The organism is Achromobacter sp. Root83 (genome assembly GCF_001428845.1).
Taxonomy (GTDB): domain Bacteria; phylum Pseudomonadota; class Gammaproteobacteria; order Burkholderiales; family Burkholderiaceae_B; genus Achromobacter.
Window position 1 is genome coordinate 1 of record NZ_LMIU01000024.1, and the last position, 25464, is coordinate 25464.

Here is a 25464-nt window from a genome sequence, read left to right on the forward strand (position 1 = left end):
CCGGCAACGGCCGTGCCCACATTGCCCGCCTGGCCATTGACCTGCGAGACATGGAGGGCGTCGCCGTCCGGATCGGTGTCATTGGCCAGCACGCCGTTCTCGGCGTCCACGTTCAGGGCGTTGTCTTCGTCGGTCGCGCCATTGTCGGCGACGGCGGTGGGCGCCGGGTTGGCGACGTCCCACGAGAAGTCTTGCGACACCGATGCGCCGCTCTTGTCGGTGGCAGTGATGGTGACGGCATAGACGCCGTGCTCGCCGCCTTGTGAGGCGGACTTGTCCAGGGTGCCCGAGATGATGCCGGTGGCCGGATCGATCGTCAGGCCCGGGGGCAGGCCGGTGGCCGAGAACGTCAGCTTGTCGCCGGTGTCCACGTCGGAGAACTGGTCGGAGATATCAACCGGGATGATGGCTTGGCCGTCGTTGCTGGCCTGGTCGTCCAGCGTCACGTCCGGGTTGAGGATGGGGGTGTCGTTGGTGCCGGTGATGGTAACGGTCAGAGTGGCCGTGCTGGTGCCGCCTTGGCCGTCCGAGACGGTGTAGGTGATCGAGCTGGTGGCGGTCTCGCCGGCGGGCAGGCTGTTGAAAGCCGAGCCCGGGTTGAAGCTGTAGGAGCCGTCGGCGTTCAGCGTGAAGGTGCCGCCGCCTACGCCGGCAACGGCCGTGCCCACGTTGCTCGTCTGGCCATTCACCTGCGAGACAAACAGCGTGTCGCCGTCCGGATCGGTGTCATTGGCCAGCACGCCGTCCTTGGCGGTGACGCTGAGCGCCGTGCCTTGGTCGGTGTCGCCGCTGTCGGCGGTGGCGGTCGGCGCCGGGTTCTTGACGTCCCACGAGAAGTCTTGCGACACCGATGCGCCGCTCTTGTCGGTGGCGGTGATGGTGACGGCATAGACGCCATGCTCGCCGCCTTGTGAGGCGGACTTGTCCAGGGTGCCGGAGATGATGCCGGTATCCGGATCGATGGTGGCGGTGATGGTGACGGCATAGACGCCATGCTCGCCGCCTTGTGAGGCGGACTTGTCCAGGGTGCCGGAGATGATGCCGGTRTCCGGRTCGATGGTCAGGCCCGGGGGCAGGCCGGTGGCCGAGTAGGTCAGCTCGTCGCCGGTGTCGGCATCGGTGAACTGTTCGGAGATGTCGACGGGGGTGATGRGTTSGCCGTCGTTGTTGGCCTGGTCGTCCAGCGTCACGCCCGGGGTGAGGGTGGGGGTGTCGTTGGTGCCGGTAATCTCAACCGTCAGGGTGGCCGTGCTGGTGCCGCCTTGGCCGTCCGAGACGGTGTAGGTGATCGAGCTGGTGGCGGTCTCGCCGGCGGGCAGGCTGTTGAAGGCCGAGCCCGGGTTGAAGCTGTAGGAGCCGTCGGCGTTCAGCGTGAAGGTGCCGCCGCCCASGCCGGCAACGGCCGTGCCCACATTGCCCGCCTGGCCATTGACCTGCGAGACATGGAGGGCGTCTCGATGGTCAGGCCCGGGGGCAGGCCGGTGGCCGAGTAGGTCAGCTCGTCGCCGGTGTCGGCATCGGTGAACTGTTCGGAGATGTCGACGGGGGTGATGAGTTGGCCGTCGTTGTTGGCCTGGTCGTCCAGCGTCACGCCCGGGGTGAGGATGGGGGTGTCGTTGGTGCCGGTGATGGTGATCGTCAGGGTGGCGGTATCCGTCGCGCCCTGCGCATCCGCGACCGTGTAGGTGATCGAGGTGGTGGCGGTCTCGCCGGCGGGCAGGCTGTTGAAGGCCGAGCCGGGGTTGAAGCTGTAGGTGCCGTCGGCGTTCAGCGTGAAGCTGCCGCCGTGGGAACCCGCCACAGCCGCGCCGACGCTGGCCGCGCTGCCATTGACCTGCGAGACGTGCAGCGCATCGCCATCGGGATCGGTGTCGTTGCCGAGCACGCCTTCGGCGCGGTGGTCCACCTTCAGCGTCTCGGCCTGGCCGGTTTCGCCATTGTCGTCGACGGCGATGGGTTCGGGATTGCCGACCTTCCAGACAAAGGTCTGCGAGACCGTGGCGCCCGACGAGTCGGTGGCCGTCACGGTGATCTTGTATTCGCCCTTCACGCCGGTGTTGGTGTGATCGGAAGCCCATTTGGCAAGCTGACCGGTGAAGGTGCCCGTGGCCGTGTCGAACGTCAGCCCGCCGGGCACATGGTCGACCGAGTAGGTCAACACATCGCCGCTGTCCACATCACTGAAGAAGCCGGACAGGTCGTAGTTGACCTCATCGCCGTCCATGTTGTCCTGATTGTCCAGCGTCACGACAGTCGGTGCGTCGTTCGCGCCGGTAATCTCAACCGTCAGGGTGGCCGTGCTGGTGCCGCCTTGGCCGTCGGAGACGGTGTAGGTGATCGAGCTGGTGGCGGTTTCACCGACCGGCAGGCTTTGGAAGGCCGAGCCGGGGTTGAAGCTGTAGGAACCGTCGGCGTTCAGCGTGAAGGTGCCGCCGCCCAGGCCGGCAACGGCCGTGCCCACATTGCCCGCCTGGCCATTGACCTGCGAGACATGGAGGGCGTCGCCGTCCGGATCGGTGTCATTGGCCAGCACGCCGTTCNCCGTCGGCGTTCAGCGTGAAGGTGCCGCCGCCCAGGCCGGCAACGGCCGTGCCCACATTGCCCGCCTGGCCATTGACCTGCGAGACATGGAGGGCGTCGCCGTCGGGATCGGTGTCATTGGCCAGCACGCCGTTTTCGGCGTCCACGTTCAGGGCGTTGTCTTCGTCGGTCGCGCCTTCGTCGGCGACGGCGGTCGGCGCCGGGTTGGCGACGTCCCACGAGAAGTCTTGCGATACCGACGCGCCGCTCGTGTCCGTGGCGGTGATGGTGACGGCATAGACGCCATGCTCGCCGCCTTGCGAGGCGGACTTGTCCAGGGTGCCGGAGATGACGCCGGTGTCCGGGTCGATGGTCAGGCCCGGGGGCAGGCCGGTGGCCGAGAACGTCAGCTTGTCGCCGGTGTCCACGTCGGAGAACTGGTCGGAGATATCAACCGGAATGATGGCTTGGCCGTCGTTGCTGGCCTGGTCGTCCAGCGTCACGTCCGGGTTGAGGATAGGGGTGTCGTTGGTGCCTGTGATGGTGACGGTCAGGGTGGCCGTGCTGGTGCCGCCTTCGCCGTCGGAGACGGTGTAGGTGATCGAGCTGGTGGCCGTCTGGCCGGCGGGCAGGCTGTGGAAGGCCGAGCCGGGGTTGAAGCTGTAGGAACCGTCGGCGTTCAGCGTGAAGGTGCCGCCGCCCAGGCCGGCCACGGCCGTGCCCACGTTGCTCGTCTGGCCATTGACCTGCGAGACAAACAGCGTGTCGCCGTCCGGATCGGTGTCATTGGCCAGCACGCCATTTTCGGCGTCCACGTTCAGGGCGTTGTCTTCGTCGGTCGCGCCTTCGTCGCCGGCGGCGGTGGGCGCCGGGTTGGTGACGTCCCACTGGAATTCTTGCGAAGTGGAGGCGCCCGAAGGATCGGTGGCCGTCACCGTGACCGAGTAGACGCCTTCCGCGCCGCCTTGCGACGCCGAATGATCGATGGTGCCGGTGATGACGCCGGTGACCGGATCGATGCTCAGGCCCGGCGGCAGGCCGGTGGCGCTGAACGTCAGCTTGTCGCTGGTATCCGGGTCCGAGAACCGGTCCGAAACGTCATAGCGGACTTCCGTTTGGGCATCGATGCCGGACTGGTCGGAAAGCGCGGAAGAAACGGGACCGTCGTTGGTGCCGGTGATCGTCACGACCACGGTCGCGGTGGACGTCGCGCCGCTGGGGTCCGTGATGGTGTACGAGATGGTGCTGGTGGCGGTTTCGCCCACGGCCAGGTGATCGTACTGGCCACCCGGCGTGAACACATAGCTGCCGTTGGGTTGCACGACGAAGGTGCCACCGGTGGAGCCAAGCACGCTGACACCGTCGGGCGTCATCGGACGGCCGCTGACCGAGGTGATCGCAAGCGGATCGCCGTCGGGGTCCGAGTCATTGATGAGCAGATTGCCGCGGACCAGGGCGCTTTGGTTGCCGCTGCCCGCATCGTTCAGCGCGTTCGGCGCATTGTTGACCGCGACGGGCGTGACCGTGGGCGGAGTGACCGTGGGAGGCGTGACGGCCGGCGTGCCGGCGGCGTCGCCATCGTCGGCGCCGTCGCCCGACAGGGCCGCGCCCGAGACGCGGGGCAGGGTCACGTCGCCGCGCGACGGGTTCGGGTAGGCCAGGTCCAGCGGGCTGGTGCTTTCAAGGATGCGGGCCAGGCGGACAAAGCTGCTGCCGCCGGCCTCGCCGCCGCCGGCCACGACGGCGGCGGTGGGGTCCAGGTCTTCGAAGGGGTCACGGCCGGCTTGCAGCGCGGCCAGCAGGCGGTCGGAGTCCGTACCGGAGGGGGGAGCGACCGCGGCTTCCGTCGGATCCGCCAGCGGGCCGGTCATGTCGCCATTCACCGCGACTTCACGGCCTTCGCCGATGACGATCGGCATGCCGTTTTCAACCTGAAGCGAAACCGTGGCGCCCGAGGCGGTGACCACGTCGCTGCCAGCGGGGACTTTGCTGCCTTGATGCAGTTCGGTCAGGGAGCCGTCGCTATTGCGTATCCACGCGCGACCGGTGATTTCGTTGACGACTGCGGGTGAGGAGTTGGCCATGTTGGTTCCGTTTCAGGGAGTTATCCAAGATGGCCAAATACTAAGGGGCGGCGCTGCGGGCGGATATTGTCCTCAAGGACAGTATCAGGCGGTGATTTTGCTCCGGGCTTCCGCGGGTGCGGAAATGCCGTGAACCAGCAGGGCAAGCTGCAGGCGATCCGTGACGCCAAGCTTCTCGAAAACGGCCGAGAGATGGGCTTTGACCGTGCGCTCGGTAATCCCCAGCGCCTCCGCGATCTGCGCGTTGGCCTGGCCGCTGGCGGCGTAGCGCGCGACCGTGATTTCGCGTTCGGTGAGCCGGCCGCCGTCCCAGGCGTAGGCATCCTGCGCCCGTTCGCTGACCAGCTTGAGCAGGCGTGACACCAGGGACCGGCCCATCCAGATGCCCCCGGAAGCGACGACGTCCAAGGCCTGCGACAGCGCAGCGGCCTGCGCGTAGCTGTGGCAATAGCCGTGGGCGCCGGCGCCAAGCGCCTGGGTGCCTTGCTCGTCGTTCGGGCTGGCGCTGGCGACCACGACGTGCAGGCCGGACAGGGTGGCTGTCCAATCGGGATTCTGCCAGGAGGGCAGCCGAGGCACGTCGGCATCCAGGACCGCCAGCGAACGGCCTTGTTCGCGCCAGCGTTGCAGATCCGCCAGGCCTCGCCCGCGAGCGGCCATCCAGCGCGCCGGGTCAAGCGCGCGCCAGTGCTGCCAGAGCAGATCGTCGTGCGTAATCAACAGGACGGGAACGGGTTTCATAGGGCCTTGAAGCTCTCCATTAACGTTCGGTGAAGGCGTTAGCCTTGGCGCGCAATATGGGCTTGAGCAGGTACTGAAGCACCGTGCGCTTGCCTGTCAGGATATGAACCTCGGCCACCATCCCGGGGATGATGGGCAACAGCTTGTCGCCTACCGTGCTGCGGTCCGTGCGGACGCGCACCACGTAATAGGAATTGCCTTTCTCGTCGGTCACGGTATCCGCGCCTATCTGTTCCACCTTGCCTTTCAAGCCGCCGTAGATGGCGAAGTCGTAGGCCGTGAACTTGACCTCCGCCTCCTGGTCCGCGTGCAGGAAACCGATGTCGCGCGGCTGGATGCGCACTTCGAGCAGCAGGGTGTCGTCCTTGGGGACGATTTCGATGATGTCCTTGCCCGGCTGGACGACGCCGCCCACGGTGTTGTTGAACAGCGTTTTGACCGTGCCGCGGACGGGTGCGCGGACTTCGGCCAGCTTCACGCGGTCGGCCAGCGCCAGCTTGCCCTGGCGCAGGGTGGACAGCTTGGTGTTGGTTTCCGAGAGTTCGCTGCGGGCCTGATTGCGAATGTTCAGCTCGGTTTCCTGGATCTTGCTTTGCGCTTCCTTGATGGCGGCCTGGAAGCGGTCGATCTGCGCCTCGGCTCCCTTCTGTTCTCCGCAATAGCGGGCGACGTCGCGCTGCAGGCGCAGCAGGTCCACTTCGGAAACGGCGCCGCTCTTGAGTAGCGGACGCGTCACTTGCAGTTCGCGCGAGGTAAGGCCGCAGCTGGCCGACGCCTGGTCGCGCTTGGCGACCGTTTCGCGCAGGTCTTCTTCGCGTTGTTTGAGCTGTTCGCGGGCGACGTTCACCGTGGCGTTGAGCTCTGAGTTGCGCGCCTGCCAGGCGTTGCGCTCCATTTCGACGAGGCCCGGCGCCTGTTTCAGGGCTTCTTCGGGCGCCACGAAGGGCTCGCCAGTGGCCAGCGCCTGCAGGCGGGCCGACTTGGCCAGCAGCGACAGGTATTCGGCGTTGTTTTCGCCCAGCGACGAGGCGAATCGCGTGGAGTCGATCTTCAGCAGGATTTCGCCGGCTTCCACTTCCTGGCCGGGCCGGACCAGGATCTCCTCGACGATGCCGCCGTCCAGGCTCTGGATGATCTGCACTTGCCGCGACGGCACGACCTTGCCTTCGCCGCGGACGACTTCATCGATGCTGCCGGTGCCCGCCCAGAACAGCAGCCCCATCGTGGCCAGCAGGGAGGTCCAGAGCAGAATGCGCGAGCCGCGGGCCTGCGATTCGTGGATGACCCATTCGGCGTTGCCGACATAGTCGGAACGCTGCTTGGGCTTGCCCTTTTCCGCGCCGTCCAGCAGCCGGTCGAAAAAGAACACAAAGATGTTGCGCGGTGCGCGCCACAGGCTGCCAAAGAAGCCGTGCTTGGTTGCGCCAGGATTATTCAGCATGGCTCTCTCAGCTTCCGCGTCCAACGCGTCCTTGACGCAGGGCTTCGACGACTTGTTCCTTCGGACCGTCGGCGACGATGTGGCCGTTGTCGATCACGATCAGCCGGTCGACCAGATCCAGCAGCGCGGTGCGGTGCGTGACCAGCAATATCGTCTTGGTCGCGCTGGCCTCGCCCAGCCGCTTGCGCAATTGGGCCTCGCTCTGGTGGTCCATGTTGCTGCTGGGTTCGTCCAGCAGCAGGATGGGCGGGTCGTTGATCAGGGCGCGCGCCACCGCCACCGACTGGCGCTGGCCGCCCGACAGCGACTCGCCGCGTTCGCCGATGAGCATGTCGAAACCATTGGGGTGCAAATTGGCGAATTCGGTGACGCCGGCCAGGTTGGCGGCGGCCAGGATGCTCGCGTCGTCGGCGTAGGGCGCACCCATGGCCAGGTTGTGCTTCAGGCTGCCGTAGAACAGCAGGGGATCCTGCGGCACGTGGCCGATGGCCCTGCGGACGTCGGCCGGATCGATCTGGCGTACGTCCACCCCGTCCAGCAGCACCGCGCCTTCGGTCGGCTGATACAGGGCCAGCGCCAGCTTTTCCAGCGTGGTCTTGCCCGAGCCGATGCGGCCGATCACGCCGACCTTTTCTCCGGGCTGGAGCTTGAAGGACACCTTCTTGAGCACGGGCTGGCTGCTGCCCGGATAGGTGAACGTGACATCGCGGAATTCGATGCCCCCGTGAAAGACGGGGCGATGCAGGAATTCGGCCTCGGCCGGACGTTCGATCGGCAACTTCATGTAGTTGTCGATGGAACCCAGCGACGTGCGCGCATTCTGGTACTGCATGAGCAGGCCGGCGACCTGTCCCAACGGGGCCAGGCAGCGGCCAGCAATCATGGATGCCGCGATGATGCCGCCCATGGACATGGCGGACTCCTGGGCCTGGTACACGCCGATGATCACAACCGCGATCGACACCATCTGCTGGACAGCCTGCACGAAGCCGACCGTCGACGACGAAATCAGCTTGAGCTTGCCGCCGGTCTGGGCGATGTACTCGGTGGCGCGCTCCCAGTTGCGCTGGATCGCGCCCTGGGCATTGAGGGTCTTGACGGCTTCCAGTCCGGTCAACGCTTCCACGAGCGTGGCGTTGCGCTGCGAAGAGGCCTGGAACGAGGCCATCGTCAACGCTTCCATGCGGGCCTGCGCGGCAAGCGAGACCAGCAGAATCAGCACGATGGCGACCAGCGGGGGCAGGATCATCCACGGCGATATCCAGGCCAGCGCGGCCAGGAACAGCAGGATGAAGGGCAGGTCGACCAGGGTGGTGATGGTGGCCGATGCGATGAAGTCGCGAATGGACTCGAATGAACGCAGGTTGGCCGCGAAGGAACCGACCGAGACGGGCCGGCCTTCCAGGCGCAGATCCAGCACGCGTTCCATGATTTGCGCGGACAGGCGTACGTCGACCCGTTTGCTGGCGCTGTCCACCACATGGGCCCGCGCCGTGCTCAGGATCATGTTGAAGATCACGACCAGCGTGATCCCGATCGCCAGCACCCAGAGCGTTTCGACGGCGTTGTTGGGCACCACGCGGTCATACACGTTCATGGTGAACAAGGGCATCGCCATGGCGAAAATATTGATCAGCAGCGCCGCGACGAGTGCGTCGCGGTACAGCCGGCGGTTCTCCAGGATGGCGGCCCAGAACCAATGACGCTCGCGCACCTTGGCGACTTCCGGGGCACGGGCGTCAAAGCGGAACTGCGGGCGGACAAAGCACACCAGTCCGGTGTATTCGGCGGCCAGGCCGGCCAGGTCCATCTCGATGGAACTGCCGCCCAGCTCGGGGTGGCTGACAAGATACTTGCCGCCTTCCTTCTTGAGCAGAAGGCAGGCGCGCTCGCCATTCAGCAGCAGGATGGCGGGAAGCAGATCTTGCGAGATGCTGTCCAGCGTGCGCTTGACCACCCGCGCCGAGAGCTGCGCGCGCGCGGCGGCGCGGGGCAGCAGGGCGGGAGTCAGGCGGTGTTCTTCCAGCGGCAGGCCCGAAGACAGGGCCTGCGCGGTTGCCGTGACGCCATGCAGGCGCGTGATTTCAACCAGGCAGTCCAGCAAGGGGTCGTCGTGCGCGGCGCGAGCGTCCGCACGCCATTCCCGGGCGGCCATTTCAGATAACTTGTCCATCTTCGTCATCCAATAGGTCCAGATGTTCCGAGAGGCGCGCGCGCTGTTGCTTGCGCTGTGTGAGCTTTTGCTGAGCCTGGATAGGCAGATCCGTCATGCGCAAGGTGCCGTTGGCGATCAACGCGTCGATCAAGTCTTCCAGGACGCGGACAAAGTCCGCGTCCAACTGCGAGAAATCATTGCCTTGGTTTGCCATTCGGCCTCCTTGCGTCCTCGGCCGTTCAGGGCTTGGCGTTGGGCGCGGTGATCGGCACGAGCGTGGGCGGCAGCGTGCCTTCGTTGTAATGCACGCGCACCGGAGCCAGGCGGGCGGTGTCCGGAACCGTCGAATTGCAGAGTTTGATCACTTCATCCGACACTTCCAGCTTGCCGTTTTCTTCGGGCATCTCGTTGCGCGCGGGCTGCAGGGACAGCGCGGGCAGCAGCGCATGCGACAACGCCAGCCAGCGGTACTGCGCGAGGCGGAGATCATAAATGCCATTGGTCAACGCGCGGCGCGATTCGAACAGTTCGTTTTCGGTGTCCAGCAAGTCCAGCAGCGAACGCTGGCCGATCTGGAACTGCTGCGCATAGGCATCGCGCACCTTGGTGGTGGCCACTTCGTGGTCGCGCAGGAAGGGCAGCTTCTGGCTCAGGCTGGTGATGTTGTTCCAGGCCACGGCCAGATCCTGCTGCACATTGCGGCAGGTGTAGTCGCGGATGTCGCGGGCGGCGTAGGACTGCGCAGAGGTCTGGCGCACGCGGGCGGAATCGGCGCCGCCACGGTAGAGGTTGTAGCTCATCACAACCTGCACGCTGGAGCTATTGATGTCGCGGTTTTGGGGCGTGGGATCGTTCTGGTCGCGGCCGGTACTGGCCACGAATTCGAATTTCGGTGAGAAAGCGCCCTTGGACGAGGCGACGCCGGCCTGCGCTGCCTGAAGGCCGGCCTGCTTGGACAGGAAGCTGGGGTTGCGGCGCAGGGAATCGTTGAAACTGCCCGGCTTCACCGGCAGCTTGTCGGTGATGTCGGGCGGCGGCTGCATCGATTCGGGCGGGAAGGCGCCCGTCACGCGCTGGAAGCGCTGCTGCACGTCCAGCAGGTTGGCCGTCTCGGTCATCAGGTTGGTCTGGGCCAGCGACAGGCGTCCGCCCGCCTGTTCCAGGTCGACCCGGCGGCCCACGCCCGACTCGGTGCGCTCGCCGATCTGCTTGAGCGTCTGCTCATGCAGGGAATAGTTCTGGCGGGCCAGCAACTCCATGTCGCGATAGCGCTGCAGGTCGATGTAGGCCTGCACGGCGGAAAAGGCGGTGGTGTCGCTGGTGGCCAGCACGTCATAGAAGCGCGCCAGCTTGTCGAAGCCGGCCTGCTTGACGTCGTTGTTCGTGCGGAAGCCGTCGAATATGAGCTGACGCAGTTCCACGCTGTAGCCGGGGCGGCTCCAGCTCTGCGACCCGACTCCGGGTACGTTGTTGCGGTATTCACGGCCCAGATAGCCTTGCGCGTTGATCTGCGGGAAGAAGGCGGCGCGGGCGACGCTCTGGCCCTCTAGCGAGGCTTGGAAATCGTGGTACTTGGCCTGGATTTCCGGGTTGCTGAGCAGCGTCTGTTCGACGACCTGATTAAGTGTTACAGGTTGTCCCGCGGACGGTGCCGCGGACTGTGCAAATGCAGCAGGAACGAACGCCAGGGCGAGGGCCGAAGCCGTGCTTTTGAGCAAAAACGAAGCCATAGTGATTATTCGCGAGTCGGGTTGATATGAGTGGCCGCCATATTGTGTGGAAATGTCAGTTTTGGCGAGTCAAGATTTGTTAATTCTTGATTGGGTTTACTAGCGGCTGGCAGGTGTTTTTCGCGCAACATCTTATAACTTCGTTGAATTTGCACGAACATCGCTTTTGCGAAAATATTATATTTCTATTAATACGGTTTATTGCGTATTATTTCGAACAGCATATTGACGCGGCGAAGCGGGATTATATCTATTTGCGAGTTTTGTATCTATTTAGTTTAAAGATCTTTCTGCCCGCGCCGGTTTAAACGGTATGCGGCGGACATGAAATAAATTGATGCATTTGCGAGTTTTGCCCGGCATTTTCAGGGATCGTGGTAGTTGTAGTACTGGTATATGCGGTGTTCTTGTACTAGGTTCAGTGCCTGGGCATAATTCCCTCATGCCGCAGCAGCCGGCGCGGGAGCGATCCGCTTCTTTCACCGCGCGAGGCTCGAGCCGGATTGTCCTTTTGCAGAGCGCACCCATGGCCCAAACCCTTTACGACAAACTCTGGGACGCCCACATCGTCCATCAGGAATCAGACGGCACCTGTCTGCTCTATATCGATCGCCACCTGGTGCATGAAGTCACCAGCCCCCAGGCGTTCGAAGGCCTGGCGATCGCCGGCCGCAAGCCATGGCGCACCGGCGCCAACCTGGCGGTTGCCGATCACAACGTGCCGACGCTGAACCGCGCCCAGGGAATCGATGACCCTGTGTCCCGCCTGCAGGTGGACACGCTGGACGCCAACTGCGAGAAGTACGGCATTACCGAATTCCGCATGAACGATCTGCGCCAGGGCATCGTCCACGTGATCGGCCCGGAACAAGGCGCGACCCTGCCTGGCATGACGGTCGTCTGTGGCGACTCCCATACCAGCACGCACGGCGCGCTGGGTGCGTTGGCCTTCGGCATCGGCACCTCCGAAGTCGAACACGTGCTGGCCACGCAGACGCTGCTCATGAAGAAAGCCAAGAGCATGTTGATCAAGGTCGAGGGCGAACTGCCCTTCGGCTGTACGGCCAAGGACGTGGTGCTGCACATCATCGGCATCATCGGCACGGCCGGCGGCACCGGCCATGCCATCGAATTCGCCGGCAGCACGATACGCGCGCTGTCCGTGGAAGGGCGCATGACCGTCTGCAACATGGCGATCGAAGCGGGCGCCCGTTCGGGCATGGTGGCGGTGGACGACAAGACCATCGAGTACTTCCGCGGCCGTCCCTTCGCGCCCACCGGCGTGGTCTGGGACCAGGCGGCCAAGTACTGGCGCACCCTGCGCACCGACGAGGGCGCCACCTTCGACACCGTGGTGGAAGTCAACGCGCGCGACATCAAGCCGCAAGTTACTTGGGGAACGTCTCCGGAAATGGTGCTGCCGGTGGATTCCCGCGTGCCGGACCCGGATCGCGAAAAAGACGACGTGCGCCGCAGCGGCATGGAACGCGCCCTGCAGTACATGGGCCTGAAGCCCAACACGCCGCTTACCGATATCCGCGTGGACCGCGTCTTCATCGGGTCTTGCACCAATTCGCGCATCGAAGACCTGCGCGCCGCGGCCGTGGTGGCGCGCGGCAAGCACGTGGCATCCAACGTCCGCCAGGCCATGGTGGTTCCGGGGTCGGGGCTGGTCAAACAGCAGGCCGAACGCGAAGGGCTGGACAAGATCTTCATTGAAGCCGGCTTCGAATGGCGCGAACCGGGCTGCTCGATGTGCCTGGCCATGAACGCCGACCGCCTGGAACCGGGCGAGCGTTGCGCCTCCACGTCGAACCGCAATTTCGAGGGCAGGCAGGGGCAGGGCGGCCGCACGCACCTGGTCAGCCCGGCCATGGCCGCCGCCGCGGCCGTCGCCGGCCATTTCGTCGACGTCCGCACGTTCCGTTAAGCGTCAAGCACCGAGTAGACATCATGCAAGCATTTACCACTCACGAAGGCCTGGTGGCTCCGCTCGACCGCGAAAACGTCGACACGGACCTCATCATCCCCAAGCAATTCCTCAAGTCCATCCAGCGCACGGGCTTCGGTCCGAACCTCTTCGACGAGCTCCGCTACCTGGACCATGGCGAGCCGGGCATGGACAACAGCAAGCGCCCGCTGAACCCGGATTTCGTGCTGAACCAGCCGCGCTATCAGGGCGCTTCGGTGCTGCTGGCGCGCAAGAACTTCGGATGCGGCTCCAGCCGCGAGCACGCGCCCTGGGCGCTGACGCAGTTTGGCTTCCGCGCCATCATCGCGCCGTCCTACGCGGACATCTTCTTCAACAACAGCTTCAAGAACGGTCTGCTGCCGATCGTGCTGTCCGAGCTGGAAGTGTCGCGCCTGTTCGACGAAGTGAAGGCCTTCCCGGACTACAAGCTGCGCATCGACCTCGACCGTCAGGTCGTGATCGCGGCGGATGGGCGCGCCATGGGTTTTGACATCGAACCCTTCCGCAAGTACTGCCTCATCAATGGCTTCGACGATATCGGCCTGACCTTGCGCCATTCCGACAAGATCCGCGCCTTCGAGGCCGAGCGCCTGGCCCGCCATCCCTGGCTGGAAAGCCGTCCCATCGCCTGATCATCATTCTGACCACTGGATCGCTTCTTAAATGACTCACAACATCGCAGTCTTGCCGGGTGACGGCATTGGCCCGGAAATCGTCGAACAGGCCGTGCGCGTCCTGAAGGCGTTGGACGTTTCCTTCGACATCAAGCAGGCCCCGGTGGGCGGCGCGGCGTTCGACCAATTCGAGCATCCGCTGCCGCCGGCCACGCTGAAGCTGGCCAAGGAATCGGACGCCGTCCTGTTCGGCGCCGTCGGCGACTGGAAGTACGACAGCTTGCCGCGCGAATTCCGCCCCGAACAGGCAATCCTTGGCCTGCGCAAGGCCCTGGGCCTGTTCGCCAACCTGCGTCCCGCGATCCTGTATCCGGAACTGGCCAGCGCATCGTCGCTCAAGCCCGAAATCGTGTCCGGGCTGGATATCCTGATCATCCGCGAGCTGACGGGCGACATCTATTTCGGTGCGCCGCGCGGCGTGCGTTCGTCGCCCGACGGCGCATTCGCCGGCGAGCGCGAAGGGTACGACACCATGCGTTACGCCGAATCCGAGGTGCGCCGCATCGCGCGCATCGGCTTCGAATCCGCCCGCAAGCGCAACAAGAAGCTGTGCAGCGTGGACAAGGCCAATGTGCTGGAGACGTCCCAGTTCTGGCGCGACATCGTCATTGAAGTGGCGCGCGAGTATCCGGACGTGGAACTGTCGCACATGTATGTCGACAATGCCGCCATGCAACTGGTGCGCAACCCGCGCCAGTTCGATGTCATCGTGACCGGCAACCTGTTCGGCGACATCCTGTCGGACGAAGCCGCCATGCTGACCGGTTCGATCGGCATGCTGCCGTCGGCGTCGCTGAATGCCGGCGGCCAGGGCCTGTACGAGCCCAGCCACGGTTCGGCGCCCGACATCGCTGGCCAGGGCATCGCCAACCCCCTGGCGACCATCCTCTCGGCCGCCATGCTGCTGCGCTATTCGTTGAACCTGGCGCCGCAGGCCGACCGCATCGAGGCCGCCGTGCGCGGCGTGCTGGCCAGCGGCCTGCGCACCGCCGACATCTTCGAGCCGGGCACGACGAAGGTCAGCACGGCGGGCATGGGCGACGCGGTTCTGAAAGCCCTGGCCTGATCCTGGGCAAGGGCGCGCCCTTGCGGGCGCGGCCCTTCGATATCAAGGGCCGCCCGCCGGGCGGCCCTTGGCCTGTGTTGCCGGTGCGCAGCGAAAGCGTCTCCTGTCATATTGCGGCCCCATTTTTTTCTAGCTGCGCCGCAACATCCCCCCGTGCATTCTGATAAATTGTTGAATTGCACGTAATTTCCCTTTCCCGGGCCCTTGTCTCCACCTTTAAAGAGCGATTGAAATGAATCAAGCAGTAGGCCTTGTCGGCTGGCGCGGTATGGTCGGCTCGGTGCTCATGCAACGCATGCGCGACGAGAACGATTTCGCACTGATCGAACCGGTGTTTTTCTCCACCAGCAACGCTGGCGGCGCCGCGCCCACGTGGGCCAATGGCGCAGGTCCGCTGCAAGATGCCTACAACATTGATGCTCTGAAAAAACTGCCGATCATTCTGACGGCACAAGGCGGGGACTACACGTCCGAGGTCTATCCGAAGCTGCGCGGCGCGGGCTGGAACGGCATCTGGATCGATGCGGCCAGCACCCTGCGCATGGCGGAAGACGCCATCATCGTGCTGGATCCTGTCAACCGCCCGGTGATCGACGCGGCGCTCAAGCGCGGCGTGCGCAACTTCATCGGCGGCAACTGCACCGTCAGCTGCATGCTGATGGGCTTGGCCGGCCTGTTCAACAACGACCTGGTGGAATGGATGACCTCCATGACGTACCAGGCGGCGTCCGGCGGCGGCGCGCAGCACATGCGCGAACTGCTGACCCAGTTCGGCGAGATCAACCAGTCGGTCAAGCCCTTGCTGGACGACCCCGCGTCGGCCATCCTGGAAATCGACCGTGGCGTGCTGGCCAAGCAAAAGGATCCGTCGCTGCCTCACGAGCACTTTGGCGTGCCGCTGGGCGGCAACCTGATTCCCTGGATCGACAAGGATCTGGGCGATGGGATGTCCAAGGAAGAGTGGAAGGCCGAAGTCGAGACCAACAAGATCCTGGGCCGCGGCGCCGCCTTCGGCACGCCCGCCACCCCGATCGACGGCCTGTGCGTGCGCATCGGTGCGATGCGTTGCCACAGCCAGGCGCTGACCATCAAGCTCAAGCGCGATGTGCCGCTCGACGAGATCGAAGCGCTGATTGCACAGGGCACGCAATGGGCCAAGGTGGTTCCGAACACCAAGGAAGCCACTGTCGCCGCGCTGACGCCGGTTGCCGTGACCGGCACGCTGGACATCCCGGTCGGCCGTCTGCGCAAGTTGTCGATGGGCTCGCAATACCTGGGCGCCTTCACGGTCGGCGACCAACTGTTGTGGGGCGCGGCAGAGCCGCTGCGCCGCATGCTGCGCATCGCGCTGGCCGAAGCCTGATCACGGCAGGGCCGCGAATCACGCGGCCCGGTCATGCGGCACAGGCCGGCAGGGGGCACCTTCGGGTGCCCTTGTCATTTGCGCGGCGCGGCCCCCGCAGGTGACGCGTGTGCCGGTCAGCCAACGTCCATGCCCCTTTCAGGTTTGTGAAATGCGCTTCATCCATTACACTTTTCGGGTGAATTGAGGCCTTTTCCCACTGAAATCAGTGTGAATGGGTTCGAGCCCGTAATTCGACTACAAGAACGGAAATTCCAGCTTATGTCCCAGCGTTCGCGCCAAGTGAAGCATGCCCGCCGTTTGAAAGCCCTTCAATGGGCAATTGCGCTGGCGATAGGCTCAAGCGTTTGCGGGTCGGCGCTGGCCATGCGCGTGGGGCATTCGCGTGTCACTTCCGTGCCCGGCGCGCCGCTGCAGGCAGTAGTGGGATTGCAGGAACTGACGCCAGACGAAGTCAATTCCCTGAAAGTCTCGGTCGCCGATGAAGCCGCCTGGCAACGAGCGGACGTGAAACCGCCTGCTCCCTTGGCCAGCATGGTGGTCCGGGTTGAAGACGGCATGGACGGCACGCGCAAGAATCTGCGTGTCCGGTCCACGCAACCGCCCGCCAGCGGCGCCGTGGATCTGCTGCTGAATATCAGCTCCAGTTCGGGGCAGCGGCAGGTGCAGGTCAGCATTCTGGTGCCGCTGCGCGGCACGGGCGCCGATGTGACGCCGGCCTCGGTAGGCACGCCGGCGCGTTCGGGTGGCACCACGGGGACGGTCACCGTGAAGTCCGGCGACTACCTTTTCGCCATTGCCCAGCGCAACGCGGTGCCCAATGCATCGGTCTATCAGATGCTGGTGGCTTTGTGGCGGGCCAATCCCGAAGCCTTCATCCAGAACAACATGAATCTGGTGCGCACCGGGCAGAAGCTCAAGATACCGGATGCCGCCACCGTGCGCGCCGTGGATCCCGCGGAAGCGCGCCGCATCTTTAACGAACACGCCGAAGCCTACGCCAAGTACCGCGCCAGGGTCGGCGCGGCGGCGGGCGCGAAGCCCTCCCTGGTCAAGGGACAGGATGCCGCGTCCGGAACCGTCGCCCAGCCGGGCGATGCCGGTGTTGCCAGCGCTTCGCCGCCGCAAGACAGGGTGCGCCTGTCCACCGGTCAGGCGCAGGATGGCGTCTCCGCGAAAGCCGAGGCGCAGGCGGATGCAAGCGCCTCTTCTGGACGCGCGTTGGCGGATGCGCAGGGGCGCGTGAACCAGCTTCAGAGCAATGTGGATGACCTGAACAGGGCGGTGGCTCAGCAAGGCGCCACGGCAGGCTCGGGCGCCGCCGGTTCCCCGGGCGTAGCGGGAACGCCGGGCGCGACAGGCGCTTCGGGCGCGGGTGGAACGCCGGGCACGGCAGGCACTTCCGGCGCGGGCGGAGCTCCCGGTACTACAGGCGCTCCTGGCGCAGCAGGCACGCCCGGTGCGGCAGGCGCTCCCGGTGCGGCAGGCACTCCCGGTGCGGCAGGCACTCCCGGTGCGGCAGGCACTCCCGGTGCAGCAGCCACTCCCGGTGCAGCAGGCACTCCCGGTGCAGCGGGCACTCCCGGTGCGGCGGGCACTCCCGGCGCGGCGGGCACTCCCGGCGCTGCAGGAACTCCCGGTGCAGCAGGCACTCCCGGTGCGTCAGCAACTCCCGGTACGGCCGGCACGCCCGGTGCAGCAGGCACTCCCGGTGCGTCAGGAACTCCCGGTACGGCCGGCACGCCCAGTGCGGCAGGCACTTCCGGTGCCGCAGGCACGCCCGGCGCGGCAGGAACTCCCGGTACGGCCGGCACTCCCGGTGCGGCAGGCACGCCCGGCGCCGCAGGAACTCCCGGTACGACCAGCACTTCCGGTGTGGCAGCCACGCCCGGCGCCGCAGGCACGCCTGGCGCGGCGGGCACTCCCGGCGCGACAGGAACTCCGGGTACGGCAGGAACGCCAAGCGCAGGAACGTCCGGCTCGCCGGGGACCTCCGCACCCGCCGCGGCGGACAAACCTGTCGGCACCTTGCCGGACAAGACCGTCTCATCGGGCATGCCCAGTTGGCTGACTGACAATCTGCTCGTCATCGTCACCGCCGTGCTGGCGCTGATCGCGTTCGCCATCGCCTGGCTGTTGCGCAGGGCCGGCGCCCGCCGCGGCGACGATGATGAGGAAACCTACGAGTACAACGAGCCGGCGCTGGACACGGCAGCGCTGAACCGCAAGCTCGACACCATCAATCTCGACCTGGACGAACCGCCCACGGACGAACCGCGCCGGGTCGGCGGTCCACGGGTTTAAGGCATGTCTAGAGTTGCATTGGGGCTGGCTTATGACGGCTCCGCCTGGCAGGGCTGGCAGACACAGCCGCACCGGCAAACGGTGCAGGACACGCTGGAATCCGCGCTAGGCCGTTTTTGTGGCGTCGCGGGCCCGGTGCCCACCATTTGCGCGGGCCGCACCGATACGGGCGTGCACGGCGCGATGCAGGTGGTTCATCTGGATACATCGCTGGACCGCCGGATGGAGTCCTGGGTGCGGGGCGTGAACGCGTTTCTGCCGTCCAGCATTTCGGTGCAATGGGCGCAGCCTGTCTCCGACGAGTTCCACGCGCGCTTTTCCGCGCGGGCGCGCACCTACGTGTATCTGCTCTGGCGCGGCCGGGTCCGCCCGGCGCTGTGGGCGGGGCGGGCCGGCTGGTGTTTCCAGCCGCTGGATGTGGATGCCATGCGCGCGGCGGCCCAAACCTTGGTCGGCGAACATGACTTCTCCAGTTTCCGTTCCTCGCAATGCCAGGCGAAGCACCCGGTGCGCCATATGCACGGCCTGGATATCGAGGAGCGCGGTCCCTTCCTGGTGTTCACATTGAAAGCGAATGCGTTCCTGCATCACATGGTGCGCAATATCATGGGAGCGCTGCTGCAGATCGGGCAGGGCAGGGAATCGGTGGACTGGATGGCGCAGCTTCTGTCGTGGCGCGACCGCAAGCTTGGCGCGCCCACGTTCGCGCCGGATGGCCTGTACCTGTCCGCCATCGATTACCCTGAATCGTTCGGCCTGCAAGAGCTGGACGGGGGATCGTTGTTATTGTCGCCATTCACTCAATCCTATTAGGGAAGCCGCCGCGCGAACGGCTGCATCCACCCGTGCCCTGGAGGCCTCGCCATGCAACGCCGCGCGTTTTTAAAGCAAGCCGCCTTGGGCGCCGCTTCGGGCAGCGCCGTGCTGGCGGCCCCGGTTGTCGCTCAGGAAGCTCCCAACGTTGCGTGGCGCCTGGCGTCCAGTTTTCCGAATGAATCGCCCACGCTGTTCGCGGGGGCGGAAGACGTCGCGCGCTATGTGAGCGAGGTCACGGAAGGGCGTTTCAGCATCGAGATCTTTCCCGCTGGCGACCTGGTGCAGCCCGGCCAGGTGCTGGAAGCCGTGCAGCACCGCATCGTTGACTGCGGCCATACGGCATCGACCCGCTATTTCGACACCGACCCGGCACTTTGCTTTGACGCCGGCGTGCCCTTCGGTCTCAACACCCGCCAGATGAACGCCTGGATGAGCCAAGGCGAAGGCCTGGCGCTCACGCGGGTCCTGTTCGACAAATACAACATCCTGAACTTCCCGTGCGGCTACACCGGCGCCCAGATGGGCGGGTGGTTCCGTGGCGAGATCAAGACCGTGGACGACTTGCGCGGGCTCAAGGTGAAGGCCGGGGGCTTCGCCCGCCATGTGCTTGCGCGCCTGGGCGCCACGCCCGTGGACGTGCCGGCCTCGGAAACCTATTCCGCGCTGGAGCAGGGCGTCGTGGATGCCGTTGCGTGGATTGGACCGTATGACGACGAACGGCTGGCGCTCTACAAGGTGGCGCGGAATTATTACTTTCCGGGATGGTGGGCGGGCACTCTGCAGTTGTCGTTGTACGTGAACCAGGAATCCTACGACGAACTGCCCAAGCCCTATCAGTCGGCCCTGGCGTTGGCTTGCGGCATGGCCACCAGCAACATGATCGCCAAGTACGACGCCGGCAATCCGGATGCGCTGCGCCGGCTGGTGTCGCACGGCGCGCAACTGAAGGCGTTTCCCAAGCCTGTCCTGCAGGCCTGCCACGAAGCCTCCCTTGCGGCCTACAAGGAATTGAGCGCGAAGGATCCGATGTTCAAGAAGCTCTACGACAGCATGGTTGCTTTCCGGGACAAGCAGATTCCCTGGTTCCGGCTGGCCGAGGGCAGCTTCGACAATCTGGTGGCGACCATGAGCCAGCCGGGCGCGTAGGCCCCTGGCCTGCGCCGGATATACTGATTCAGCACGTCGCGTTGGGCGGCGTTAGTGAAGAGTGCCATGCGTACACGCATCAAGATCTGCGGATTGACCCGCGAACAGGATATCGACGCCGCCGTCTCGGCCGGCGTGGATGCGATCGGTTTTGTTTTCTATCCCAAGAGCAAGCGTTGCCTGACCCCGACGCGCGCCGCGCAACTGCGGCGTATGGTGCCGGCGTTCGTGGATGTCGTCGCGCTGTTCGTCAACCCCGAGCAGGCGCAGGTTCAAGCCGTGCTGGATCAGGTGGCGCCCGATCTACTGCAATTTCATGGTGACGAAACGCCGCTGGACTGCGCGCGTTACGGCCATCGGTTCCTGCGGGCTTTCCGCGCCGGCGCGCCTGGGCTGGATACGGCGGAAAACCTGGCCTCCAGTTGCCGCGCCTACGGCGAAGCCGCGGGCTGGCTGTTCGACAGCTACAGCGCAGGCTACGGCGGCAGCGGACATGGTTTTGACTATGCCTTGCTTGATGAGGTCCGGGCGGATCCCATGTCGCGCCCGCTGATCCTGTCGGGCGGATTGAACGCCGAAAATGTGGGTCAGGCCGTGCAGCGTGTTCGGCCATGGGCGGTCGATGTGAGCAGCGGCGTCGAGGTCGAGCAAGGAATAAAAAGTTCTGATAGAATCTCGTTCTTCGTTGCTGCGGCACATGACGCAGACACGAAATTGAAGGGCAAATAAGTAGTGCAGAAGTGGTTTGAAAGCGAGGCGTGAAAACACTCCGAAAACACTTCGAACGCATTGCGAATCGAGATCTGGCGGCGAATTTTTGCAGCACATGCCACGACGCTCGAAGCGCAATGAAAAGTGCAATAAGCACTGCAAAAAATCTTCCAAGACGATTTGCACAGTTCAAAAAAGCACTATATAATTTTGCTTCTTTGCAGGCGGTTAGCTCAGCTGGTTAGAGCGCCACGTTGACATCGTGGAGGTCGTTGGTTCGATTCCAATACCGCCTACCAAATTCCTGCAAAGTGGTGCCAAGCACCACCTGAAAAAGCCGCGAAGTCATAGACTTACGCGGCTTTTTTGCATTTGCCCGGCGCTTGAAGCCGAGGTCGGCATCGAGGGCGTTTATCCCTTCCTTTTATCCCCGGGTAATCGGAATTGCCATTATTCGATACCCGGCTACTATGGCGATCCCATCAGTCTGTTTTCATCGTCATGGATACTAAGCAAGCGGTTCACTTGATTATCCTTGCGCCGCAACCCGAAAACCAAAGGGAGCTGGTGGGTTTGGTTAATAGTGTTTGTTGTCGGGTCCATTGCCATCGGCGGTCTGTGATCCCGCCGAAGCGCCTCGCGAGATCCTGCCCATGCGCGTCATCCTGAAGACCGTCGTCCTGGTCCAGCTCCTGTGGCTGGCCGGTTGCGCCGTCAAGTCCCCGGCTCCATCCCCGGCGCGGGCCGACGAAGCGCCGATGTATGCGGGCGTCGACCGTTCCGCGGCGGGCGAACTGCGGGCAAGCGATGAAAAGCTGGTCGCCGAAGCCACGAAGGCCTTCGGTTCCTCCGGCAAGGCATCGCAGGCCTGGGTGGAGCAGGGATATCGCTTTTACCGGGCCGACCAACTGGGCATGGCCATGCGGCGGTTCAACCAGGCGTGGCTGCTCAACCCCGACAATCCCGAGGTGTATGCGGGCTTTGCGGCGGTCTTGCACGATCAGCGCAAATTCTGCCAGGCGATGAGCATGATGGACCGGGCCATCAGCCTGAATCCGCCGTCGTTCCAGGGCATTTATGCGGATGCCGGCAGGATCGCGGCCCGCTGCGCGGCCGAAGACAAGACGCTGCCGCCCGAAGCGCGGATCGCGGCCACGGCGCGTTCGGACGAGTGGTACCGCAAGGGCGAGGCCGTCGAACCCGACAAAGCCTATCTCTACGCTTCGTGGGCCACCGCCTATTATTGGCGCGGACAATACGCAGAGGCCTGGTCCATGGTGTTCAAAGCGCGCGCCGCCGGAGGCAAGCCCAGCCCGCGGTTTGTCGAGATGCTGCGCGCCCGGATGCCGGAGCCCGCCTCTTCGTGAGCCACGCGCCGCGTTATCGCCGCCGGCAACCTGACCGGGCATTTGCGATATCCTGCTGACCATCATGATGAGAGCACTTTGGCTTTGTCTGGGTTGTCTGATGCTGGCGTTGGGCGTCATCGGCGCGTTCCTGCCGGTCATGCCGACGACGATTTTCCTGATCCTGGCCGTGGCCTGCTTTTCCCGTTCGTCGCCCAGGCTGGAGCGGTGGCTGCTGGACAGCCCCACGTATGGCCCTTCACTGCGCGCCTGGCGCGAGCAGGGAGCGGTGTCGCGCAAGGGCAAGGCCTACGCTTGCGCGGGGATGGCGGCGGGTTACCTGATTTTCTTCTGGAGCGCGCACCCCTCGTTGCCGCTGAGCATCGGCGTGGGGATATTCTTTCTGGCCAGCGCCGCCTATGTCGTCAGCCGTCCCAATCCCAGGACCCGGGATTCGGACGGCAGGACGTCGCGCGACTGAAGTGGGGCGCCGGCGCCGTAGCCGGTTCAATGCGAATGCCGCGGATCCCCACGAGTCTCCACCACCTTGAGGTACAGCGTTGCCGGTTCCAGGCAGCCCCCGGTCGACAGTTGGCCGACCAGTTGCCGGTATAGCTCCTGCCAGGGCGTCTGCGAGGGCGGCGCCTGGTACGCGGGCTCCTGCCTGCGCCTGTCCATTTCGGTTTCGTCGACCAGCGCCGTGACCGACCGCTGGTTCAGGTCGACGCGGATCCTGTCGCCCGTGCGCAGGAGCGCCAGCCCGCCGCCCACCGCGGCTTCGGGCGACATGTTCAGAATGGAAGGGCTGGCCGACGTGCCGCTCTGGCGGCCGTCGCCCAGGCAGGGCAGGGAGTCGATACCGCGTTTGATCAGGTGGGACGGCGGCGCCATGTTGACCACTTCGGCGCTGCCCGGATAGCCCACGGTGCCGGCGCCCCGGATGACAAGAATGCAGTGTTCGTCGATGTTCAGGGCGGGGTCTTCGATGCGCGCGTGATAGTCCTCGGGTCCTTCGAACACGACCGCGCGCGCTTCGAAGGCATTTTCGGAACCGGGTTCAGACAGGTAGGTGCGGCGGAACGATTCCCCCACGACCGACATCTTGATGATGGCGCTGTCGAAGAAGTTGCCGGACAGCACGATGAAACCGGCGCGGTGCTTGAGCGGCGCATCGCAACTGCGGATCACGTCCGCGTTGTGGGTCTTTGATGTGGCGGCGATGTCGCCGATGGTCTTGCCGGATACCGTTGGACAATCGGGGTGCAGCCGGCCGGCGGCCAGCAATTCGTGCAGCACCGCCGGGACGCCGCCCGCGCGGTGAAAGCCTTCGCCCAGGTATTCGCCCGCGGGGACGCAGTTGACCAGCAGGGGCACGTCTTCTCCCAGCCGCTGCCAGTCGTCCAGGCTCAGGTCGATGCCGGCATGACGGGCCATGGCGATCAGGTGAGGCGGACAATTGCTGGATGCGCCTAGCGCCGAGGCGACGACGATGGCGTTCTCGAATGCTTCCCGGGTCAGGATATGGGAGGGGCGCAAGTCCTCGCGCACCATGTCACAGATGCGCATGCCGGTGGCGTATGCCATCTGGCCGCGCTCCCGGTAGGGCGCCGGGATGCTGGCGCAGGTGGGCAGCGACATGCCCAGCGCCTCGGCCAGCGAGTTCATCGACAGGGCAGTTCCCATGGTGTTGCAGTGCCCGATCGAGGGCGACGATGCGGTGGCCAGGGTCATGAAACCTTCGTAGTCGAGCTTGCCCGCCGCCATCAGGTTGCGCGCGTGCCAGATGACCGTGCCCGATCCGACGCGCTGGCCCTCATGCCAGCCGTCCAGCATGGGTCCGCCGGACAGGACGATGGCCGGGATGTCCACGGTGGCCGCGGCCATCAGGCAGGCGGGGGTGGTCTTGTCGCAGCCCGTGGTCAGGACCACGCCATCCAGCGGGTAGCCGTGCAGGATCTCGACGAGCCCCAGATAGGCGAGGTTGCGGTCCAGCGCGGCGGTGGGGCGCCGGCCCTGTTCGGCCAGCGGATGTACCGGAAACTCCATGGGGATGCCGCCCGCGTCCCGGATGCCCGCCTTGATGCGCTCGGCCAGCGCGAGGTGATGGCGGTTGCAGGGCGCCAGATCGCTGCCGGTCTGGGCGATGCCGATGACCGGCCGCCCCGATTGCAGTTCTTGCCGCGTCAGGCCGTAATTGAGATAGCGCTCGACGTAGATCGCCGTCATGTCGGCGTGCGAGGGATCGTCGAACCATTTCTGGCTGCGCAGTCTGCGGGGTGTCTGGGACATGGCTTTCTCGCTTGCTTCGGTTGCAGGGTGGCCCGGACCGGCCCGATGGGGCATGGGTCCGGGCCGCCAGGGCTAGTTGCGCGCCTTCTGGATTTCGTCGTTGAGCTGTTTCACCAGTTCAGGGCCGAGCTCCTGCGTGTACTTGTCGACGACGGGCTGGACCTTCTGCCGCATGCGGGCGACCTCTTCCGGTGTGACGGTATTGATCTTCATGCCGTTCTGCTCAAGCGTGCCCATGGCCTTCTTCGAGTCAGCGCGGCTGTCCTGACGCTCGAAATCACGCGATGCCGCCGCGGCCTGGCGGATCAGCTTCTGTTCGTCGGGCGACAGGGTGTCCCACCATTTCTTGGAGGCCATCACCACCCATGGCGTATAGACGTGGCGAGTGATGGTCAGGTACGGCTGCACTTCGTAGAACTTGCTGCTCTGGATCGTGGTGATGGGGTTTTCCTGGCCGTCCACGGTGCGCGTCTCCAGCGCGGTGAAGAGTTCGGAGAACGGCATGGGGACGGCGTTGGCGCCCAGCGTGTTGAAGACGCCCAGGGCAATCTGGTTCTGCATGACGCGAAGCTTGATGCCCTGCAGGTCTTCGGCGCGCGTGATCGGGCGCTTGGAATTGGTCATGTTGCGAAAGCCGTTTTCCCAATAGACCAGGCCGACCAGCCCCTTGGCTTCCAGCTTTTTCAGCATGTCCTGGCCGAGCGGCCCGTCCAGCACGGCGTCCGCCTCTTTTTCGCTGTTGAAGAGGAAGGGCAGGTCGAAGATGCCGAACTCCTTGACCATGCCGGCCAGCGGCGCGGTCGAGCCGACCATCATTTCCTGCGCGCCGCCGACGAGCGCGCTCTGCATCTGTTCGTCGGAGCCCAGGTTGGCGGACCCGAAGGTCTTCATCTTGAGCTTGCCGCCGCTGACTTTTTCCAGTTCCTGCGCCAGGAAACGGGCGGCGCGGCCCTGCACGCTCTCGTCATTCAAGCCATAGCCGAAACGGATCAGGCGCGGTTTGACGTCCGCGGCCGCCGCCACGCCCGCGACGGTGCAGGACAGCACCGTCGCCAGGACAAGAATGCGGGTCTTGAAGTGCTTGATCATGGTGTTCCTCCTTGGGG

The 25464-nt window shown here is 64.9% G+C and carries 19 protein-coding genes, 1 tRNA gene and 1 pseudogene; 11 read left to right on the forward strand and 10 right to left on the reverse strand.

The window, feature by feature from the left end:
- The 8 genes and pseudogenes from ASE30_RS29630 to ASE30_RS21555 form a co-directional block, all read right to left on the reverse strand.
- Positions 1 to 1412: putative Ig domain-containing protein (locus ASE30_RS29630; RefSeq protein ID WP_235515316.1), on the reverse strand; the 1412-nt coding region annotated here is incomplete at its 3' end.
- The gene (locus tag ASE30_RS29635) at positions 1367 to 2533 is read right to left on the reverse strand and encodes an Ig-like domain-containing protein (protein WP_057286329.1); all 1167 of its coding nucleotides are present in this window, start codon (positions 2531 to 2533) and stop codon (positions 1367 to 1369) included. The genes ASE30_RS29635 and ASE30_RS29630, both read right to left, overlap by 46 nt.
- Before the next feature lie 8 nt (positions 2534 to 2541).
- Positions 2542 to 4604: pseudogene (locus tag ASE30_RS29640) on the reverse strand (retention module-containing protein); the annotation flags it as partial.
- 84 nt (positions 4605 to 4688) lie between these two features.
- Positions 4689 to 5345 carry a response regulator transcription factor gene (locus tag ASE30_RS21535; RefSeq protein WP_057286331.1) on the reverse strand — a complete coding sequence of 219 codons (657 nt, stop codon included), beginning with the start codon at positions 5343 to 5345 and terminating at the stop codon, positions 4689 to 4691.
- 19 nt (positions 5346 to 5364) lie between these two features.
- Complete coding sequence (locus tag ASE30_RS21540) at positions 5365 to 6786, reverse strand: HlyD family type I secretion periplasmic adaptor subunit (RefSeq protein WP_057286332.1); 1422 nt, start codon at positions 6784 to 6786, stop codon at positions 5365 to 5367.
- 7 nt (positions 6787 to 6793) lie between these two features.
- Positions 6794 to 8959 carry a type I secretion system permease/ATPase gene (locus ASE30_RS21545; RefSeq protein WP_057286333.1) on the reverse strand — a complete coding sequence of 722 codons (2166 nt, stop codon included), beginning with the start codon at positions 8957 to 8959 and terminating at the stop codon, positions 6794 to 6796.
- Positions 8943 to 9155, reverse strand: coding sequence for a hypothetical protein (locus ASE30_RS21550; protein WP_057286334.1), 213 nt, complete (start codon positions 9153 to 9155; stop codon positions 8943 to 8945). The genes ASE30_RS21545 and ASE30_RS21550 overlap by 17 nt, the downstream gene beginning before the upstream one ends.
- 25 nt (positions 9156 to 9180) lie before the next feature.
- Positions 9181 to 10671: a TolC family outer membrane protein gene (locus tag ASE30_RS21555; protein WP_057286335.1), complete on the reverse strand. Its 1491-nt coding sequence runs from the start codon at positions 10669 to 10671 to the stop codon at positions 9181 to 9183.
- A 526-nt stretch (positions 10672 to 11197) separates the two neighbouring features.
- Here ASE30_RS21555 and leuC point away from each other — a divergent pair.
- From leuC to ASE30_RS21610, 11 genes are all read left to right on the forward strand, one after another.
- Positions 11198 to 12601, forward strand: coding sequence for a 3-isopropylmalate dehydratase large subunit (leuC, locus tag ASE30_RS21560; protein ID WP_057286336.1), 1404 nt, complete (start codon positions 11198 to 11200; stop codon positions 12599 to 12601).
- 23 nt (positions 12602 to 12624) lie between these two features.
- Complete coding sequence (leuD, locus tag ASE30_RS21565; RefSeq protein ID WP_057286337.1) at positions 12625 to 13275, forward strand: 3-isopropylmalate dehydratase small subunit; 651 nt, start codon at positions 12625 to 12627, stop codon at positions 13273 to 13275.
- Between the two features lie 31 nt (positions 13276 to 13306).
- A complete protein-coding gene (leuB, locus tag ASE30_RS21570) occupies positions 13307 to 14383 on the forward strand; it encodes a 3-isopropylmalate dehydrogenase (protein WP_057286338.1) in 1077 nt (358 codons plus the stop codon).
- Positions 14384 to 14615: 232 nt separating this feature from the next.
- A complete protein-coding gene (gene asd / locus ASE30_RS21575) occupies positions 14616 to 15746 on the forward strand; it encodes an aspartate-semialdehyde dehydrogenase (RefSeq protein WP_057286339.1) in 1131 nt (376 codons plus the stop codon).
- Positions 15747 to 16007: 261 nt separating this feature from the next.
- Positions 16008 to 18050, forward strand: a complete 2043-nt coding sequence (locus tag ASE30_RS21580) for a FimV family protein (RefSeq protein WP_057286340.1) — start codon at positions 16008 to 16010, stop codon at positions 18048 to 18050.
- A gap of 3 nt (positions 18051 to 18053) precedes the next feature.
- Positions 18054 to 18863, forward strand: a complete 810-nt coding sequence (truA, locus tag ASE30_RS21585) for a tRNA pseudouridine(38-40) synthase TruA (protein WP_057286341.1) — start codon at positions 18054 to 18056, stop codon at positions 18861 to 18863.
- A gap of 51 nt (positions 18864 to 18914) precedes the next feature.
- Positions 18915 to 20012 carry a TRAP transporter substrate-binding protein gene (locus tag ASE30_RS21590; RefSeq protein WP_057286342.1) on the forward strand — a complete coding sequence of 366 codons (1098 nt, stop codon included), beginning with the start codon at positions 18915 to 18917 and terminating at the stop codon, positions 20010 to 20012.
- Positions 20013 to 20078: 66 nt separating this feature from the next.
- On the forward strand, positions 20079 to 20741 hold the full coding sequence (locus tag ASE30_RS21595) for a phosphoribosylanthranilate isomerase (RefSeq protein ID WP_057286343.1): 663 nt from the start codon (positions 20079 to 20081) through the stop codon (positions 20739 to 20741).
- 204 nt (positions 20742 to 20945) lie between these two features.
- Positions 20946 to 21022: transfer RNA gene (locus tag ASE30_RS21600), tRNA-Val, on the forward strand.
- A gap of 354 nt (positions 21023 to 21376) precedes the next feature.
- Positions 21377 to 22090, forward strand: coding sequence for a hypothetical protein (locus tag ASE30_RS21605; RefSeq protein ID WP_057286344.1), 714 nt, complete (start codon positions 21377 to 21379; stop codon positions 22088 to 22090).
- 64 nt (positions 22091 to 22154) lie between these two features.
- Positions 22155 to 22550: a YbaN family protein gene (locus ASE30_RS21610; RefSeq protein ID WP_200964463.1), complete on the forward strand. Its 396-nt coding sequence runs from the start codon at positions 22155 to 22157 to the stop codon at positions 22548 to 22550.
- A gap of 26 nt (positions 22551 to 22576) precedes the next feature.
- Here ASE30_RS21610 and ASE30_RS21615 read toward each other — a convergent pair whose 3' ends face one another.
- Positions 22577 to 24358, reverse strand: a complete 1782-nt coding sequence (locus ASE30_RS21615; protein ID WP_057286345.1) for an IlvD/Edd family dehydratase — start codon at positions 24356 to 24358, stop codon at positions 22577 to 22579.
- A gap of 72 nt (positions 24359 to 24430) precedes the next feature.
- Positions 24431 to 25447, reverse strand: coding sequence for a TRAP transporter substrate-binding protein (locus ASE30_RS21620; RefSeq protein ID WP_057286346.1), 1017 nt, complete (start codon positions 25445 to 25447; stop codon positions 24431 to 24433).
- Positions 25448 to 25464 lie beyond the last annotated feature (17 nt).